The sequence below is a fragment of the Nitrososphaera sp. genome, assembly GCF_013388945.1.
Classification (GTDB): domain Archaea; phylum Thermoproteota; class Nitrososphaeria; order Nitrososphaerales; family Nitrososphaeraceae; genus Nitrososphaera.
Genome location: NZ_JACAEH010000004.1, coordinates 269,032 through 285,229 on the forward strand (window position 1 = coordinate 269,032; position 16,198 = coordinate 285,229).

At 57.0% G+C, this 16,198-nt stretch carries 20 protein-coding genes; 13 read left to right on the top strand and 7 right to left on the bottom strand.

Annotated elements, in window-relative coordinates; all coding sequences use genetic code 11:
- Positions 1-415: 415 nt before the first annotated feature.
- Complete coding sequence (locus HXY31_RS03105; RefSeq protein ID WP_292639536.1) at positions 416-823, bottom strand: hypothetical protein; 408 nt, start codon at positions 821-823, stop codon at positions 416-418.
- Positions 824-1,344: 521 nt separating this feature from the next.
- Entirely contained in the window at positions 1,345-1,629 is a 285-nt protein-coding gene (locus tag HXY31_RS03110) for a hypothetical protein (protein WP_292639538.1), read from the bottom strand.
- A 70-nt stretch (positions 1,630-1,699) separates the two neighbouring features.
- Between HXY31_RS03110 and HXY31_RS03115 the strand changes: the two genes are divergently transcribed.
- Positions 1,700-2,017, top strand: coding sequence for a hypothetical protein (locus tag HXY31_RS03115; protein WP_292639541.1), 318 nt, complete (start codon positions 1,700-1,702; stop codon positions 2,015-2,017).
- Between the two features lie 114 nt (positions 2,018-2,131).
- Entirely contained in the window at positions 2,132-2,332 is a 201-nt protein-coding gene (locus tag HXY31_RS03120) for a hypothetical protein (RefSeq protein ID WP_292639543.1), read from the top strand.
- Here HXY31_RS03120 and HXY31_RS03125 read toward each other — a convergent pair.
- Complete coding sequence (locus HXY31_RS03125) at positions 2,329-3,651, bottom strand: serine hydroxymethyltransferase (protein ID WP_292639545.1); 1,323 nt, start codon at positions 3,649-3,651, stop codon at positions 2,329-2,331. The genes HXY31_RS03120 and HXY31_RS03125 overlap by 4 nt on opposite strands.
- A gap of 42 nt (positions 3,652-3,693) precedes the next feature.
- Positions 3,694-4,650 carry an acetoin utilization protein AcuC gene (locus HXY31_RS03130; protein WP_292639547.1) on the bottom strand — a complete coding sequence of 319 codons (957 nt, stop codon included), beginning with the start codon at positions 4,648-4,650 and terminating at the stop codon, positions 3,694-3,696.
- Positions 4,651-4,714: 64 nt separating this feature from the next.
- Here HXY31_RS03130 and HXY31_RS03135 point away from each other — a divergent pair, with 64 nt between their 5' ends.
- Genes HXY31_RS03135 through HXY31_RS03165 form a run of 7 tightly spaced genes read left to right on the top strand, consistent with a single transcriptional unit; the run spans position 4,715 to position 11,696 of the window.
- Positions 4,715-5,308 carry a riboflavin synthase gene (locus HXY31_RS03135; protein ID WP_292639549.1) on the top strand — a complete coding sequence of 198 codons (594 nt, stop codon included), beginning with the start codon at positions 4,715-4,717 and terminating at the stop codon, positions 5,306-5,308.
- A 57-nt stretch (positions 5,309-5,365) separates the two neighbouring features.
- The gene (ribB, locus tag HXY31_RS03140) at positions 5,366-6,055 is read left to right on the top strand and encodes a 3,4-dihydroxy-2-butanone-4-phosphate synthase (protein ID WP_366933071.1); all 690 of its coding nucleotides are present in this window, start codon (positions 5,366-5,368) and stop codon (positions 6,053-6,055) included.
- The gene (gene ribH / locus HXY31_RS03145) at positions 6,052-6,516 is read left to right on the top strand and encodes a 6,7-dimethyl-8-ribityllumazine synthase (RefSeq protein WP_292639553.1); all 465 of its coding nucleotides are present in this window, start codon (positions 6,052-6,054) and stop codon (positions 6,514-6,516) included. The genes ribB and ribH overlap by 4 nt, the downstream gene beginning before the upstream one ends.
- Positions 6,494-7,243 (top strand): GTP cyclohydrolase IIa, encoded by a 750-nt coding sequence (locus tag HXY31_RS03150; protein WP_292639555.1) that lies wholly within the window; start codon positions 6,494-6,496, stop codon positions 7,241-7,243. The genes ribH and HXY31_RS03150 overlap by 23 nt, the downstream gene beginning before the upstream one ends.
- Positions 7,237-8,412, top strand: coding sequence for an amidohydrolase family protein (locus HXY31_RS03155; RefSeq protein WP_292639557.1), 1,176 nt, complete (start codon positions 7,237-7,239; stop codon positions 8,410-8,412). Before HXY31_RS03150 ends, HXY31_RS03155 begins: the two co-directional genes overlap by 7 nt.
- The gene (locus HXY31_RS03160; RefSeq protein WP_292639560.1) at positions 8,409-9,071 is read left to right on the top strand and encodes a 2,5-diamino-6-(ribosylamino)-4(3H)-pyrimidinone 5'-phosphate reductase; all 663 of its coding nucleotides are present in this window, start codon (positions 8,409-8,411) and stop codon (positions 9,069-9,071) included. Before HXY31_RS03155 ends, HXY31_RS03160 begins: the two co-directional genes overlap by 4 nt.
- Before the next feature lie 24 nt (positions 9,072-9,095).
- Positions 9,096-11,696, top strand: coding sequence for a helicase HerA-like domain-containing protein (locus HXY31_RS03165; protein WP_292639562.1), 2,601 nt, complete (start codon positions 9,096-9,098; stop codon positions 11,694-11,696).
- Here the strand turns inward: HXY31_RS03165 and HXY31_RS03170 are convergent.
- Both HXY31_RS03170 and HXY31_RS03175 read right to left on the bottom strand, forming a co-directional pair.
- Positions 11,685-11,885, bottom strand: coding sequence for a hypothetical protein (locus HXY31_RS03170; protein WP_292639564.1), 201 nt, complete (start codon positions 11,883-11,885; stop codon positions 11,685-11,687). The genes HXY31_RS03165 and HXY31_RS03170 overlap by 12 nt on opposite strands.
- Before the next feature lie 70 nt (positions 11,886-11,955).
- Positions 11,956-12,354, bottom strand: a complete 399-nt coding sequence (locus HXY31_RS03175; RefSeq protein WP_292639566.1) for a hypothetical protein — start codon at positions 12,352-12,354, stop codon at positions 11,956-11,958.
- Between the two features lie 142 nt (positions 12,355-12,496).
- Between HXY31_RS03175 and HXY31_RS03180 the strand changes: the two genes are divergently transcribed.
- From HXY31_RS03180 to HXY31_RS03195, 4 genes are all read left to right on the top strand, one after another.
- Positions 12,497-14,065 (top strand): L-glutamate gamma-semialdehyde dehydrogenase, encoded by a 1,569-nt coding sequence (locus HXY31_RS03180; protein ID WP_292639568.1) that lies wholly within the window; start codon positions 12,497-12,499, stop codon positions 14,063-14,065.
- Between the two features lie 37 nt (positions 14,066-14,102).
- Positions 14,103-14,459 carry a plastocyanin/azurin family copper-binding protein gene (locus tag HXY31_RS03185; protein WP_292639571.1) on the top strand — a complete coding sequence of 119 codons (357 nt, stop codon included), beginning with the start codon at positions 14,103-14,105 and terminating at the stop codon, positions 14,457-14,459.
- A 95-nt stretch (positions 14,460-14,554) separates the two neighbouring features.
- The gene (locus tag HXY31_RS03190; protein ID WP_292639574.1) at positions 14,555-14,800 is read left to right on the top strand and encodes a hypothetical protein; all 246 of its coding nucleotides are present in this window, start codon (positions 14,555-14,557) and stop codon (positions 14,798-14,800) included.
- Positions 14,801-15,017: 217 nt separating this feature from the next.
- On the top strand, positions 15,018-15,869 hold the full coding sequence (locus HXY31_RS03195) for a PHP-associated domain-containing protein (protein WP_292639577.1): 852 nt from the start codon (positions 15,018-15,020) through the stop codon (positions 15,867-15,869).
- On the opposite strand, the gene HXY31_RS03200 is transcribed toward HXY31_RS03195, so the two are convergent.
- Positions 15,844-16,173 carry a hypothetical protein gene (locus HXY31_RS03200; RefSeq protein ID WP_292639580.1) on the bottom strand — a complete coding sequence of 110 codons (330 nt, stop codon included), beginning with the start codon at positions 16,171-16,173 and terminating at the stop codon, positions 15,844-15,846. The two genes, HXY31_RS03195 and HXY31_RS03200, sit on opposite strands and share 26 nt — an antisense overlap.
- Between the last annotated feature and the right edge of the window lie 25 nt (positions 16,174-16,198).

A 16,198-nucleotide genomic window follows, 5' to 3' on the forward strand; every position in this document is an offset into this window, starting at 1 on the left:
TTTCTGAAGCATACAGATATCATATCTAAGAGCAATAACGCATTTAACATAAGGCTCCCGTTAGGGGGAGGGGGTACCTAGGGAGCCTATGGACGGCAATAGTATCCGACTTACACTTCTATCTCCCATAAATCTCATCTTCCTTCTCCTTTGCCGCGCCTGCCACCTTGAGCGCCTTTGGCGCAGGCACTCAATCCTGTCGTCGCAAAACTCCATTATCCGCCTCAAAGCACGCGGCCCCGGCAAGATTCTCCCTGCCGCCTGCAATCTCCCACACCAAACAGCCGCGCCCACCATCACAGCCCCACAAACTCCTTCCACCACCTCCTCGCATGGCCTGCGCTGACGCGCCACTCGCCGAGCTCTTCAGACAGTCCTGTGCAGAAGGTGCCCTGCTCCGCGGGCATCGTCCCTCTCAAGCTGCCTGAACGTCACCCTTGCCTTCCTGCAGCTTTTTCAGCGCGCGCTTGTACGCGTGCACAGTCGGCGTCTCTCCGAGCATCTCCAGGTACAGCCTGACGGTTTCATTAAGCGCCTCGAGTATCCGGGTCTTTTGCTCGACGCTCCTGGCTTCCTTGAACAGGTTCTGCAGCTCGAATTCGTGGTCCCTTATCTTTGCAAGCGCCAGCTTGTATTCGTGGATAAAGCCGTCCTTTGCCAGGTCGTCGAGCCAGCTCCCGGCCGCTCCTCGGATGTAGGCGATGTCCCTTGCAATCGTCATCCTGTTTACTTCCAAAAGCTCGGCGATGCGACCCTCGGGCACCCCCTTGACCAGATAGTACGCCACCTTCTCCCTGCGCGCGTGTATATCCGACCTGTTCACGGACACCATCTGGAACTCCGTGCGTATTAAGAACTAATTTCCCGGCCCGCCCGCTATAAAAGAACTAATTGCAGCCAGGTCGCCCGGCCCTCAAAATTGTAACATTTTTTCGTGCTCAAAATGTTACATGATGTAACATTTTTTCCGCATAACCCACTGGAAACGACCCCCCTCCGGCAGAATCCAGTTCTTTAAAGCCTGACATGCAAATGAACTGCCGCAGGACGAGGCCGGCACCCACTGACTTGGAGAATATTCCAAAGTTGGAATATTATTCCAGATCCACAAATTCGCTCTTGTCGCCCTGCAGGTATGCAGAGAGCCTCTTTTCTATCTCCCTTGCATCCTTCTTTGAAATCTTCTCTTTCTTTTCAAAAAGCAGCAGGTGCATGGCTCTGGACAGCAGGTCTACCTTTTTCTCTAGCTCACTTTTGCGCGTCGTAACTGCTCGAAATTGGTGTATTTTGAATTTAAGGTTTGTCCGTCGCGCAGCCGCCACTGCTGATCCCTACGGCAGCGCTTCATTCCACGTCGGAAAAGAATTTCTTCATCAGCGCGACCAGCTCGTGCGAAAACCTCGGGTTGAGGCTGATCTCCAAGCCGTAACTTGTAGGGTGCGACATTATCAGGCCTTCTTTTATCATCTGCTTTCCAATCCTGTCGACCCTCTTCGTGCCGTCCTTGCCAAGGTCTCTCAGGTTGAACCCCTTCTTCAGGTTTTCAAACGACGTGTGGCTAGCGCCCCACTTGCCGTGTCTGTACAGCTTCAAAACGATGCGGGCCCTTATCTCATCGTCGCTGAACATGGTCCACTTATGATACCTTTGATCGTCAACTATAAATACTTTGAAGCCTCATCAAGGCTTGGGAGCAATATTGGAAAAGTCGCTGCTCATTCAGTATTTGGGAGACACGCCGAAGCTCAGGATCATAGACTTCTTTCTAGAAAACAGGAGCGACTACTCAAAGAAAGAGATCATAGAGGGCACGGGCATCTCCAAGACCACATTCTACAAGGTCTGGGACGAGCTAATGCAGTTCGGGATAGTAAAAGAGACGAGGAAGTACGGCATGGCGCAGCTCTATGCACTGAAGGAGAGCAACCCGCTGGTAAAAAAGTTCATGGCCTTGGATTCAGAACTTGGCAAGCAGGCCATGGAAAAGGTTACGGAAAAGAAGGTTCTGGCACACTAATCCCAGCCGCGATTTTATTCTGCAAAACTTTTCCATCTCATCAACGAAAGCTCGACTCCAAGTCAACTCTTTTGCGCCCAGTTTTCCTTAAGCACTGCCAGCCATCAAAGGCCGATGATAAAGATACTGTCGCTCATAATCGGGGGGATATTCCTGATGGCCATGGGCGCGTACGCGCTGAGCGTCTCAAACATCGCGCTCACGTGGCCCCAGGTCCCGTGGCCGCAGGTCGACTGGGCTCTGGTCGGGTTCGTGACCCTGATAGGCGGCCTGATATCCACCGGGACCGGGATTGCAGTGTCGCGCCTTGCCTAGCGCCTGTTCACGAGGCTGATGTACTCGTAGGCGCCGACCGCGTTGTCAAACGCGTACTGCACCTTCTGGTACTGCCTGCGGAATTCTGCAACGTCCTTTGCCACCTGCGCCGGGTCCTTCTTGTCCACGACCACGCGCTTGATGAAAGACGCGATCTCTTTCATCTCGCTTTCCTTCATGCCAAGCCTCGTGACCTCGGGCACGCCTATCCTGACGCCTCCGGGGTGCATGTAGTGCCTGCCGGCCTTGATGTCGCCCGGAAGCAATTGCCTGTTCAGTATGATGCCTGCCTTTTCCAAGTCCTTTTCGATTGTGCCGCCGTCACCAAACTTTGTCACGTCAACTGCCATCTGGTGCGACATGGTATAGCCCCTCTTTTCTCCAAGCACCCCAAAGCCCGCCTCGGCAAGCGCGCCGGCGAGAGCCTTGGCGTTTCTCACCACCTGCCTCGCATAGTCCTTTCCAAACTCCAGAGATTCAGCAAGCGCTATCGCCTTTCCAGCCACGTGGTGCAGGTGGTGGCTCGACGTGTTGCCCGGGAATATCCCTTTCTTTATCCCGTCTGCAAACTTTTCATACGCCACTATTATCCCGCCCTGCGGGCCCCAGAGCGTCTTGTGCGAGCTCATGGTCATCGTGTCGGCGCCTTCCCTGAGCGGGTCCTGGAACTCGCCTCCGGCAATCAGTCCTGCGACGTGCGCGCCGTCGTAGTTGATGTGGATGCCGTGGTCGTGCATGAACTGCGACAGCTCCTTTACCGGGTGCGGGAAGAGGAACAGCGACCCCCCGAACATCGCAAGCGTCGGCTTTTTGCCGTCGCGGGCCATCTCCTCTATCTTTTTCTTTGTCCCGTCGACGTCTATAGTCATCTCCTCCCTCAAAAACGGGTAGTGCTCGATGTTGAGGCCGTGCACCAGGCCGGCGGTGCCTGCGTGCTCCTTCTTGCCGTGCGATATGTGGCCGCCGGTAGGGATTGACGCTGCCATCATCCAGTCGCCCGGGTTTGAGAACGCGGCGTAGATTGCGAGGTTTGCGACGACGCCCGAAGTCGCGCGGCAGTCGGCAAACTCTGACTTGAAAACCCTCCTTGCAAGGTCGTTGCAGATGAGCTCAACCTGGTCAATGTAGACGCAGCCGGCGTACACGCGCTCGCCGGGCCAGCCCTCCGCGTAGCGGTTCGCAAAGTCGGACATGCACGCCTCCCTGACTGCCGGGCTTGGCACGTTCTCGCTTGCGATAAGGGGGATGGAGCGGTTGAACCATTCGTGATGCTCGCGCATCAGCCTGAGGACATCGTCGTACGCTTTCCTTGCACTCATTGATGTGCACTCTGTAATGTCAAGTCCATAATAGTATATCGCTCAGGCGGCAAGCACCCTGACGACCTCGGTCCACGCGCTCCCGATGTTTGTCCGGTTGTAGCCTCCGCCCCCGACTGCGATGAGCCTGCCTGCGCAGTGTTTTTCTGCAATCCTGCGCAGCGCTTTTGCGGCGTGCGCGTGTGCCTGCGCGGAATACCGCAGGTCTGTTATCGGGTCGCCTGCCAGGCTGTCGGCGCCGCAGTTCAAGAATATCAGTTCCGGCTTGGACGAGTCGATGAACGTCTCTACTTTTGAAAACACATCGAAAAATTCCTTGTCGCCTGCCTCCGGCAGGAGAGGTATGTTCATCTTCGTTCCCGCAGCCTCACCAAGGCCGGTCTCGTCTGCAGAGCCGGTGCCCGGATAAAGGTAGCGCCCGTCCTCGTGAATGTCTGCAAAGAAAAGCAATGGATCGCCGACAAATTCGTAAAACACGCCGTCGCCGTGGTGCGCGTCGATGTCAACGTATGCTATCCTCTTTATGCCATATTTTTTGCGCGCCTGGATCACAGCCACACCGACATCGTTGAACACGCAGAACCCGCCGGCCGAGTCCCTGCGCGCGTGGTGCAGTCCGGCTATCGGCACGAACGCGTTCTCTACCTTGCGTCCAATCCTGTCCGCCCCTTTCATGACCATGTGAAGTGCCGCAAGAGTCGAGCCGACGACATAGAGCGTCGCCTCAAATATCCCACGGAAAGAGGGCGTGTCGCCCCTGTCAAGCGGCACGCTCTCGCACCGCTTTGACGCCATCTTGACCAGCTCGACATAGTCCCTGTCGTGGAATGACAGCACCGCTTCTTCGGTGGCTATTTCAGGCTGCTCCACCACTATGTTGGAGATTTTTTCAGCCTGCAGCCTGGACCAGAACGCGTAGATCCTGTCCGTCCCAAACGGGTGCGATCCTCCAAAGCCGTACCTGGCAAGCTCGTCGCCGAAAAACACAGCGGTGCCCACGGCTTTTCAACAAGGCCGGCGCAAATAATCCTTTTATCCCCATGCCTGCAATCGCTTTCTGCGCATGTTCACCGGCATCGTCGAGGGGCTTGCAGTGGTCAAGTCTGTAGGCAGGGCAAAAAAGGGCGCCGACACTGTGATGCGCGTCAGGCTGGGCAAGATGGCAAAGGGCCTGAAGAGGGGCGACAGCGTCTGCATAAACGGCGCGTGCCTGACGGTGACGAAGCTGGCAAAGGGCGAGGCGCAGTTTGAGATGGTGGCAGAGACCATGAGGCGCACGTCGCTAGGTTCGGTCAGGCCCGGCGACAGGGTGAACATAGAAAGAAGCATGAAGGTGGGCGACAGGCTGGAGGGGCACTTCGTGCTGGGCCACGTTGACGGCACAGCGACGATACTGGACAAGATAGAGAAACAATCTGAAACAACGATGTGGTTTGCGCTCGACGACAGGTCGCTGTCAAGCGCGCTCGTGCCAAAAGGCTCGGTGGCAGTCGACGGCATAAGCCTGACGGTGGTGGACGTGGACGGCGAGAAATTCTCCGTGTCGCTGATACCGCACACATTGGAGATAACCTCCCTCGGCTCCAAGAGGCCCGGCGACAGGGTGAACATCGAGACCGACGTACTGAGCAAGTATGTCGCCAAGCGACTACCATAATACTGGTAATTACCAGCTTTCTAGTAACCTTTTAATAACAATCCCGCCGAGCCACCACTGTTGCTAGCCGACGCGATTTCAGCACTGAAGGCCGGCAGGTTCGTGCTGGTCCACGACGACAAGGGCCGGGAGAACGAGATAGACATGGTAGTCGCCGCCGAGCACGTCACGCCGGCGCACATAGCTGCCATGCGCCAGGACGCAGGCGGGCTCTTGTGCCTTGCCATCGCCAATGAAGTCACAGCAAAACTGGGCCTTGTCTACATGCACGACATGATAGCCGACATGGGCAGGATAAACCCGCTCTATTCAAAACTGGCGGAAGGAAAGGCCGCGTACGGCGACAAGCCGTCGTTTTCCATTTCCGTTAATCACAGGCAGACATACACTGGCATCACAGACAGCGACAGGGCGCTCACGATATCGCGCATGGCGCAGGTGTGCAAGAACATCGAAAACGGCGGCGTCGAGGAGTTTGCCAGAGAGTTTCGCGCGCCCGGCCACGTTCCGATACTCATCGCGTCAAGGCGCCTGCTTGCAGAGCGCAACGGTCACACGGAACTGTGCGTCTGCCTTACAAAGCTTGCCGGGATAACGCCGGCAGTCGCCATTTGCGAGATGATGGACGGGCAGACCCACAGGGCGCTCTCGATTGAAAAGGCACGAGACTATGCAAAGAGATTGAACATCCCGCTTGTCGAGGCAAGCGAACTTAAGGAAGCGCACCAGAAGGCCAGGATAGCATGAGGCTGGCAATTGTAGTCTCGGAATTCAACAGCGAGGTGACGTTCCGGATGCTCGAGAACGCGAAAAAGCGCGCCGGCAAGATAGGCGCCAATGTTTCGTTTGTCTTCTACGTGCCCGGGGTCTACGACATGCCGCTTGCAGTAGAACGGTTATTGAAAAAGCACAATGTCGACGCGGTGGTGACGATAGGCGCCGTCATAAAAGGCGACACGCGCCACGACGACATAGTCGCCGAAAACGCGGCGCGCCTTGTTGCAGATCTGTCATTAAAGCACGGCAAGCCGGTGGCGCTTGGAATAACCGGCCCCGGCATGACCGACGAGCAGGCAGAGGCGCGCGCAGAACAAGTCCCAGTGCGCGCGGTTAACGCGGCGGCAAACATGGTGCTGAGGCTTGGAAAGCTAGAAAAAACGGTGGGCAAGGGAACAGTGGTGATAGATGATACAGCTTACAATAATTAGGATAGAAGGCTACGGCCCCTGGACTCTCACGCTTGGATACGACCGCGAGGCGCAGCTCCAGATGCTGCAGGCAAGGATATACCACGACGTGCAGAGGCTCTTCTCCGAAAAAGACTGCCTCGTCTACTTTAATCGCTTCGACGAGTACTTTGCAATCACAAACGGTCTGTCGCTCAAAGATCACATGGCAATCCAGCGCGAGCTTGCAGGATTGTACAAGGACTTGAAGATGTCCATGGCAATCGGCTCGGGCAAGACCGCGCTTGCCGCAAGCATGGCCGCGTACAGCGCAAGAAAAGACGGCAAGTATGCAGACGAGCAGGCGCGAATATTCGGCTCTGCCGCAAACGACGACCTCTCGACGCAGGTGATGCACATCGATGTCGACAGCTCCACCAAGCTCTCGGGGAGGCTCTCGCCCTACGAGGTCACGGCGCTTGTCATGAAAGTGTACAGCGGTCTTGCGGAGGAGTTCTTGAAAAAAGACGCGCTCACGTTCTTCCTTGGAGGCGACAACTTTATGGTGATCTCAAACGGCGTGACAGGGGAGCAGGCCGACGGGGTGATAAAGAAGGTGACAGCCGGACTCGATGTCAAGCTCAACTGCGGGATTGGCATAGGCAGGACCGGCAGGCGTGCTGCCGAAGCCGCCACGAAGGCCCTCGACACCATCCGGGACCTGCGCGACGAGGGCAAGATCCAGACAATCTACGAAATACGATGCTAGCCATAGAGAACGCGAGCATTCTGCTTGGACCTGACCTAGATTATGTCGAGCGCGGCTACATCGAAATAGAGGACGGCATCATCAAGGGGGCGGGCGCTGGCAGTTCTGACGCCCGCAAAAAAATCGACGGCAGCGGCTTTCTGGTCATGCCGGCCTTTGTGAACGCGCACACGCACATAGCCGACTCGATAGGCAAGGACATCGCGGCAGGCAGCCGGCTTGACGAGCGCGTCCACCCTGTCTTTGGCGCAAAGAAAAAGATCCTTGAAGCAAGCAGGCCGGAGCACCTCAAGGCGCTTGTTAGAAATTCGGCTGTCTCGATGCTGAAGAGCGGGATAGCCGCGTTTGCAGATTTTCGCGAAGGCGGCCCCGATGGAATAAGGCTATTGCGCGAAGCGATCTCGGGTCTTCCAATAAGATGCGTCGCCCTTGGAAGGGTCGACCACTACGGCGGGCCGTCGGGCAGCGGGCTGTCAGAGCAAGAGCTTGCCCAAGCAAAAGAAGTGCTTGCAATTTCCGATGGCCTTGGAATAAGCGGCGCAAACGAAAACTCTGACGCGGCGCTTGGGCAGTACAGGCAGGCAGCCGGCGACAGGCTGGTCGCAATACACGAGGCCGAGTCAAAAGAGACAACCGAATTTTCGCTGAAAAACACCGGCAGGCGAGAGGTCGAAAGGGTGATGGGGCACCTGCACCCCGACATCATTGTGCACATGACACAGGCAACAGATGACGAGATCGCGCTTGCGTCAAAAACAGGCATAGTCGTGTGCCCGCGCGCAAACGGCGTGCTTGGCGCAGGCCTGCCGAGGGTCGCAGAGATGCTGAGGCGGGGCTGCCGTGTGGCAATAGGCACAGATAATGTGATGCTCAACTCTCCGGACATGTTCCGCGAGCTTGACTACCTCTGGAAGGCGTCGCACGCGCAGGGCGACTTTATCGAGCCCCGCCAGCTTGTCAGGATGGCGACTCTCAACGGCGCCCAGATGCTCAGGCTGAACAGCGGCAGCGTCGAGCCGGGCAAAAACGCGGACCTGATATTTCTTGACAAGCACCATGCAGACCTTTATCCTGTGCACGACCCGTACGCCGCAATAGTCCACAGGGCAGGCCGCGACTCTATAGCGGCGGTCATGGCCGGCGGGCGCTTTGTGGGGGCCGTCCATTGAAAGTCACGATAAACGCCGCGATGACGCTTGACGGCAAGATAGCGACTGCCGCCGGCGACTCGGCGATATCGTCAAAGGATGACCTAAAACGCGTCCACAGGCTGCGCACGACCTCTGATGCTGTGATGGTCGGCATTTCCACCGTGCTTGCCGACGACCCGATGCTCACAGCAAGGCTGGCAAGGGGCAGAAACCCTGCAAGGATAGTGGTGGACAGTCGCGGCCGGATCCCCTCAGAATCTAGGCTGCTTCGCACTGCAAGAGAGACAAGGACCATGGTGGCCGTGACAGAGCGGGCCGCAAAAGAGGCCGTCGGCAGGATAGAGGAATCCGGCGCAGAGGTGATAGTGGCAGGCAAAGAGTCTGTCGACCTCAAGGCGCTCTTTTTTGCGCTTGAAAAGAAAGGCATCAGGAAGATACTGGTGGAAGGTGGAGGCGAGCTCAACTGGTCTGTTTTGAAGCTGGGGCTTGCAGACAGGCTGATAGTGACAGTCGCGCCCAGGATAGCTGGCGGCAGGCTTGCGCCCACGCTTGTCGAAGGTGATGGCTTTGACCAGATTTCAAAAGGCATCAGGCTAAAGCTTGCGAAGGTGGAGCGCAAGAAGACCGGCGAGCTTGTCCTGCATTACATACCGGGCAAAATCCATAGCACTTTTTAAGACGTAGCTTCACCGTAAAAGCGGATGGCAAAACTGCACGTCGGCAGGGTCGACGACTCCAAGTTCGAAGTCGACCTTTCGTCCCTTACCCGGCACACCATAATCCTCGGCGCCACCGGCTCGGGCAAGACCGTGCTCTCAAAAGTCGTGGTGGAAGAAGCAGCATTGCAGGGCATCCCGACTTTTGCCATCGACCCGAAGGGAGACATCGGCAACCTGGCGTTCAAGTCCTCTTCTTTTGATTTTTCCAAATGGTCAGGCAAGGAGGCCGACGCGCTCAGGCTGGACAGGAAAGAGTATGCCGCCAGCCTGCGCAAGCTCTACGGCGACAGGCTCAAGGAGTTTGGAGTCAGCCCGGACGCGCCGGCAAGGTTTGAAAAAATCCCGGTGCGCATATTCACGCCCAAGTCTTCGGCGGGCCTGCCGGTTGGCATATCGCCGGACCTGGCCGCGCCCAAAGATTTTTCCAGTCTTCTTGCAAGCGACGTGTCGTCGGCAGCCGACCTGCTCGACCTGACGTCGTACAGCCTGCTCAGGCTTGCCGGCTATGCCGAGTCTGACAGGAGCGAGATAACCTTCGTCTCGGCCATACTTGAAAACGCCTGGAAGGCGGGTCAGAGCCTGACTGTCAGGGACCTCATGCGCAGGATAGAGAACCCGCCCGTGAGCATGATAGGCTCGCTCCACGTGTCAGATGTGCTTTCAGATAACGACCGGCGCAAGCTGGTGACAAAGCTGAACCTGCTTGTCTCCGACCCGAAGCTAAGGTCGTGGTCTGCGGCAGAGCCCTTTAACTTTTCAGAGATGTTCAAGGAGCCTTCGATAAACGTGCTTGACCTGCGCAACATCCAGTCGGAGCAGGAAAAGCACCTCTTTGTAGAACTGACGCTGCAGCAGCTGTTCCAGTGGATGATAAAGCAGGGCAGCGCGCAGACTCTGCGCTACTTGCTGTACTTTGACGAGATAGCAGGCTACTGCCCGCCGGTGCGCGAGCCGTCGTCGAAAAAGCTGCTGCTGCTTTTGATAAAGCAGGCCCGCGCCTTCGGGCTCGGCCTGATGCTTGCAAGCCAGAACGCCGTCGATCTGGATTACAAGGTCATTTCAAACGCAAACGTGCGCTTTATCGGCCGGCTGGGCGCGCAGCGGGACATACAGCGCGTGAGCGTGGGACTGGAGCTTGGCTCGCACGCAGAAAAGGAGATCGGGCGCTTGCAGGCTGGCGAGTTTTTCTGCAACATTTTCGAGCCCCGGTTCCAGGGCGTGATAAAGTCGCGCTGGCCGCTCACGTACCACAGGGGGCCCCTTGAGAACAGCGAGATTGCAGAGCTGATGGCGGATTTCAAGAAGGACATGCCAGCGGCAGAGAGCGTAGCGCAAGCCGTTGAAGTCGAACCGGAGCAGGAAGAGGAGCCCGCGCCTGCAAGGCAAAAGGCGCGTGCAAAAGAGGAGGAAGAGCCCGCCATACCGCCGAGCCCGCATGAGGCATTCATGGCGCTTGAAAAGAGGTTTGAGCCAAAGGACCTCGCGGCATTTATCCGGCTTGGAAGCAACGTGAAGGAGGCAAGGGCCGTCTCCGTCGAGCCGTCGGAAATATTCCATCCCGTTTTTGAGATCAGCGCGTCGGTGTTTGAGAAAGGCTACGCCAAGCAGACCCTTGACAGGGTCGAGGAGCTGGCGGCCTTTGACGGGACGCTTGTGCAGCTGCCGGCGCACAAGCTCACCTCGCAGCGGCTCATCCCTGCCGACGTGCGCAAGGACGCCGGCAAGTGGAAGGGCGAGATAGAAAAGAGGGCGGCCGCGCTGAAAAAAGAGCTCGTCGCAAAATTCGATGTCGTGATGGAAGACGCGCGGAAGGAGCACCTGGCTGCAAGGACGCAGGGCCCGAAGGACAAGATAGCAAACATCGACGAGAACATCTCAAAGCTGCTGGACTTGCTCGATGCCGAGAACGAGGCGCAAAAGCAGCAGGAAAAGCTCTACAAGCAGCTGAAAAAGGAGAAGGCCAAAAAATCCCGGCTGATATCGGTGGAGAACAAAATAGACACCAAAAAGCACAAGATCCAGACCACAAAGCGGAAGGTAGAGCAGCTGCGCACCGACAGGGAGGCGCTTGTGGACAAGCTCCGGATAATAGAGATAGAGGAGAAGGAAAAATTCCACGACGCCCTGGCGGAGGTCAAGAGCAAGTCGAGCTTTGAGATAGCAGGCTGGCTTGTCGAGACGTTCTACCGCGCAAGCATTGCGGTCAACGGCAGGGAGCACCACGGCGACGTGAGGTGGAGCTCATGGTCAGGCAGGGGAACATGGGGCAGGTGCTCCACGTGCTCTGTCCCGCTCGAGGATGGCTCGGCCTGCAGCTGCGGAAACCTGCTTTGCAGCAACCACCTTGCATACTGCAAGATATGTCTGGAGCCGGCCTGCAACGAGCACCGCGCGATGTGCTACATCTGCAGCTCGATGTTCTGCTCGCGCCACAGCGTCAAGTGCGAGGTATGCGGCCAGTCTGCCTGCTCAAACCACAGCGGCGTGTGCAGCATCTGCAGCAGGAAGGCCTGCGTCAACTGCTCGCAGAAGAAGGGGCTCATAAAGCGCGAGCTCGTATGCCGCATCTGCTCAGGGCGTTGAGCAGTCGACAAGCGTCTGCTCGCCTGTCCTGACCGTCATGCAGTTTGCAAGCCCCTCTGGAAGCTCGCCGCCGCTTGCGACCTGGTCGCTTGCTATCGACGCCGCTGCAAAGCTTGCGACAAAGAACACCAGCGAAATCGCTACCATGAGGAATATCAAGAGCTTTGACTTGTTGCTGGTGGCACTCACACCATTCATCGCGCAAGAGTGCCTAGTATGCTTTTCTGATAGATTCCAATGATGGGGGCATCCGGTCCGGTCATTTTTTGCCCCGCCCCACCTTCTGGAGCTTTTTTGCGCCCAGGTACGCCTTGAAGCCCGACTTGGTCAGCTTGGCGCCTTTGATGGCCTTTACGGCAATCTTGGCGATCTTGAACCCTGCGAAAAGCGGCAGGAGCGCAAGCATCAGGATGTCAAGCCAGTGCTTTCTGACAAACTCCTTCGGGTTTGACGTCTTTCTGTACTTCAGGTAGAGGTCCAGGCCCAGAATGCCAAAGACCGCCCACGTCAGCCATTCCCAGAATTCCTCCACCTCCTTGCCGACAGGGACGGGACTCTCCTGGAGGCCGATGAGGCCTGCATGGATGTTAAAGTACCCTGCAAAGAAGACCATAACAAGCAGCGATACGAAGATGTCAAAGGCCCTGCTCAAAGACAAGAGCAATCGCCTTCGTGGGCTTATTACCTAGTCTCAGCAGCGTCCTTGAGCAGTCATAACCGCGTCTGCTGGAGCCGCCAAAGTTCCGGTGCTTTTTTGAAGCTGAAGGATTTTTTAGGCTCCGCGCACAATACACCTGCAGATGTTTGAAAACGAGCACACGCTGCGCCACTTCATGACCGAAAAGGCGGAGGGCCAGTTCCACGACCGTTATGAAAAGGCGCTGGAGCAGGTAAGGCCCGAGTTTGGCAGGAAATACCCGATGATAATAAACGGCAAGGAGGTCAGGACCGCGCAGACGTTTTCACACTCGTCGCCCATCGATACCAGGGTCGTGCTCGGCCACTTTCCCGCAGGCACGGCAAGGCACGCCAGGCTTGCCGTGGCGTCGGCAAAAAAGGCGTTTGAAGAGTGGGGCAGGACTGACTGGCGCGAGCGCGTGCGCATATTCCGCTCTGCGGCAGACCTGATGAGCAGGAAAAAGTTCGAGCTTGCCGCGTGGGTCTCGTACGAGAACGGCAAGAACCGCTTCGAGGCCATAGGCGACGTGGACGAGGCCATCGACTTTGTGCGGTACTATGCCGAAGAGATGGAGCGCAACAACGGCTTTGAGACGCCCATGAAAAGCGCCCAGCCAAACGAAAGGAGCAAGAGCGTCATGAAGCCCTACGGCGTCTGGGGCGTGATAGCGCCCTTCAACTTTCCTGCCGCCATCCTGACAGGCATGATGACGGGCGCGCTGATAACAGGCAACACCGTCGTGCTAAAGCCGTCAAGTGATGCACCCATAGTCGCGTTCAAGATAGCAGAGATATTTTTCCAGGCCGGCGTGCCTGCAGGCGCGCTCAACGTCGTGTACGGCTCAGGTAGCAAGGTGGGAGGCGAGCTTGTTGCAAGCAAGGACGTGTCAGGGATTGTCTTCACAGGCTCAAGGGAGGTGGGCTACTCGATGTCAAGGCAGTTTGGCAGGGAAAGCCCGCGGCCCCTAATCGCAGAGCTTGGCGGCAAGAACCCTGCCATCGTGACTGAAACAGCAGACCTCAACAAGGCAGTCGAGGGCGTGATGAAGGCGGCGTTTGGGTATTCAGGCCAGAAGTGCAGCGCCTGCTCGCGCGTGTTCGTGCACAAAAAAGTCCGCGACGAGTTTTTGCGCAAGCTTGCAGACAAGGCAAAGAGCCTGCCGGTCGGAAACCCGCTTGACCCCAACACGTTCATGGGGCCGCTCGTCAACGAGGACGCGTACAAAAAGTTCCAGCAGTACGCCCGGCTTGCGGACAGGGACGGCAAGGTCTTGGCAGGCGGCTACGTGCGCAGGGAAGGCGAGCTGAAGCACGGCTACTACGTTGAGCCCACCATAGTGGCGGGCCTTCCAAAGAACCACCGGCTTTTCAGGGAGGAGCTGTTTGTTCCTATCCTGTGCGTCGCCGACTACGACAACTTCGACGACGCGATAAAGATGGCAAACGACGCAGACTATGGCCTCACGGCCGGGATATTCTCAGGCGACAGTAGCGAGGTAAAGAAGTTCCTCGACCACATAGAGGCCGGCGTGGTGTACGTGAACAGGCAGGCAAGCGCCACGACAGGAGCGATGGTCGGATGCCAGCCGTTTGGCGGGTGGAAGGACTCGGGGACGACAGGCAAGAACACCGGCGGCCCGCACTACCTTACGCAGTTTTTGCGCGAGCAGAGCCAGACCATAGTCGAGTAGCCAAGGATATTATAGGACTTTGCAAACAACGCGTACGTTGAAGTGGTGGGCAGTTGCCGCAATAGCGGCGTCGGCGCTTGCAGCTGCGGTTGTGGTTGCAACCCTGTACATGCCTGCGCCGGTCGTAACTGTAGAGATAGTCAACGAGGGCACCACGCCAGACTCGGCGAGGTTTGAGCCCGGGGCAATCGCCGTGCAGCGGCACACGACTATTATCTGGAAGAACACCGACGCGTCGGCGCACACGGTGACTTCCCGGTCGCCCTCAGCCGCCTTTGACTCGGGCGTGATGGGTCCGGGCGGCGAGTTTGAGTTCACGTTTGAGGAGAAGCGCGAGTATGAATACTACTGCAAGATCCACCCAGTGATGGCGGGCAGCGTACAAGTTCAATAGAGCCGGGCTCAGCACAGATAGGGCATAGCTGGAATGCTGTGCATTGCAATGTATTCCCAGCCGTTAAATAATTTGGGGCAGCCATTTCTCCTGAAATGATACACGAACCAGCAGTAATCGACTGGACGAGGACAAGGAACAAGGGCGTGAGAAGCTTTGACGGCAAGTCTGTAGGAGTAGTCGTCGCCGAGGAAAAAGGAGAGGACTACTTCATAGTGGAATCCACGAGCGCGAGAAAGAAGTACAGCATACCAAAGGACAAGGTCGAGGGATTCGACGGATCGGAGCTAAAGCTTTCGCTGACACTCAAAGAAGTCTTTGACTACGGCACAAACATCTGAGCCTCTCAACAAAGGGTGCACTGGAACCGTTTTTGCAGGTTCCCAGCCAGCATCCTGTCTCATTTTTGCACTGTATCTACGGGATCGTCCACACATCAGTTTTTATGCCTGAAGCGCCAACAAGGCACTGAACAGGAGAAACATCACGACCCGCTTCCTAAACGCCGAACTTCATTGCCATAACACGTTTTCCAACCACCGAAACGGCTCGGCCCGGATGCCCTATGACTGCGGCGTCGAGATGGCGGGCCAGCTTGAAAAGGCGCTTGAGAAGAATATCGACGTCCTCTTTGTCACGAACCACAACACGCTTGACGGCTACAGGCAGATAACGGACTATCAGGGCAACCACCCCAAATTCGCCGGCATAAAGATCTACCCGGCAGAGGAGGTCACGATAAAGGGCGGCGGCCACGTGCTTGCATACGGCATCTACGAGACCATAAGGCCGGGGATGACGCTTGAAGAGACGCTTGACGAGATAAGGCGCCAGGGAGCAGTCTCGTGCGCGGCGCACCCGTTTGCGGTCACAAACGGCATACGCGAAAGGGCCGCCATGTGCGACATGATAGAGTCTTTCAACAGCAACAACGTTGACCGCTACTCAAACGCCGTGGCAGGCATATTTGCCAAAGAGAAGAACATGCCCGAGATAGCCGGGAGCGACTCGCACGTGCTGACAACGATAGGCAGGTGCATGAACGTCGTCGAGGCAGAGAACAACCTCGACTCGGTGCTTGCAGCCATGAAAAAGGGCACGCGGGTAGACGACAGGGGCTACGCCTCCCGTAAAGAGGTATACGAGCACGCTCACTACATCATAAGCAGCTCGCGCGAGCTCCTGCTTGAATACGCGTCAAGGCACCACCGGTCGTCGTATCCGGTGGTCAAGTGGGCGCTTGACAGCTATGCCAAAAACCCGCACGGATTCTGGTGGAGGTCCCTTGGCACCTTTGCGCTCTACCTTGCAGAACGCATATCTGAAAAGGTGAACATCAGGGGGCACGACCCGGACGTGCTTGAAAACAGGTCGTGGTCAAAGCTCATACCGATGGGCCTGATGCCCTGAGCGCCTTCAGCGCCCGCCTTGCAAGCTCTTCCCAGTGCCTGCTCTCAGAGTAGGGGACGCAGAACCACCCTGCCATAGGGGGCCTCTCCTTGAACGGGTTGAGCAGGTGCCACTCTTTGAGGCCAAACGCAACTGCGTCAAACTCCTTGCCCAGCCGGAAGATCATCTCTTTTTTCCAGTAGAACGCAAACACCTTGCCGCCGGACGTGATGCCGGGCGCAGACATCATCCTGCCGGCCTTCACCCCTTTGTGCCTCGACATCTTTTTTACGATGGAGGCAAAGAGCTCCTGCTCCTTTTCCATATCATGTGTGCGCCCTGGGTGCATA

What these genes read in the sequence shown, in the direction of transcription:
- HXY31_RS03125 (WP_292639545.1), bottom strand. Translation starts at nt 3,651, where the DNA reads ATGAGTGCAAGGAAAGCGTACGACGATGTCCTCAGGCTGATGCGCGAG.
- HXY31_RS03180 (WP_292639568.1), top strand. Translation starts at nt 12,497, where the DNA reads ATGTTTGAAAACGAGCACACGCTGCGCCACTTCATGACCGAAAAGGCG.
- HXY31_RS03120 (WP_292639543.1), top strand. Translation starts at nt 2,132, where the DNA reads ATGATAAAGATACTGTCGCTCATAATCGGGGGGATATTCCTGATGGCC.
- ribH (WP_292639553.1), top strand. Translation starts at nt 6,052, where the DNA reads ATGAGGCTGGCAATTGTAGTCTCGGAATTCAACAGCGAGGTGACGTTC.
- HXY31_RS03110 (WP_292639538.1), bottom strand. Translation starts at nt 1,629, where the DNA reads ATGTTCAGCGACGATGAGATAAGGGCCCGCATCGTTTTGAAGCTGTAC.
- HXY31_RS03200 (WP_292639580.1), bottom strand. Translation starts at nt 16,173, where the DNA reads ATGGAAAAGGAGCAGGAGCTCTTTGCCTCCATCGTAAAAAAGATGTCG.
- HXY31_RS03195 (WP_292639577.1), top strand. Translation starts at nt 15,018, where the DNA reads ATGCCCTATGACTGCGGCGTCGAGATGGCGGGCCAGCTTGAAAAGGCG.
- HXY31_RS03155 (WP_292639557.1), top strand. Translation starts at nt 7,237, where the DNA reads ATGCTAGCCATAGAGAACGCGAGCATTCTGCTTGGACCTGACCTAGAT.
- HXY31_RS03135 (WP_292639549.1), top strand. Translation starts at nt 4,715, where the DNA reads ATGTTCACCGGCATCGTCGAGGGGCTTGCAGTGGTCAAGTCTGTAGGC.
- HXY31_RS03190 (WP_292639574.1), top strand. Translation starts at nt 14,555, where the DNA reads ATGATACACGAACCAGCAGTAATCGACTGGACGAGGACAAGGAACAAG.
- HXY31_RS03150 (WP_292639555.1), top strand. Translation starts at nt 6,494, where the DNA reads ATGATACAGCTTACAATAATTAGGATAGAAGGCTACGGCCCCTGGACT.
- HXY31_RS03165 (WP_292639562.1), top strand. Translation starts at nt 9,096, where the DNA reads ATGGCAAAACTGCACGTCGGCAGGGTCGACGACTCCAAGTTCGAAGTC.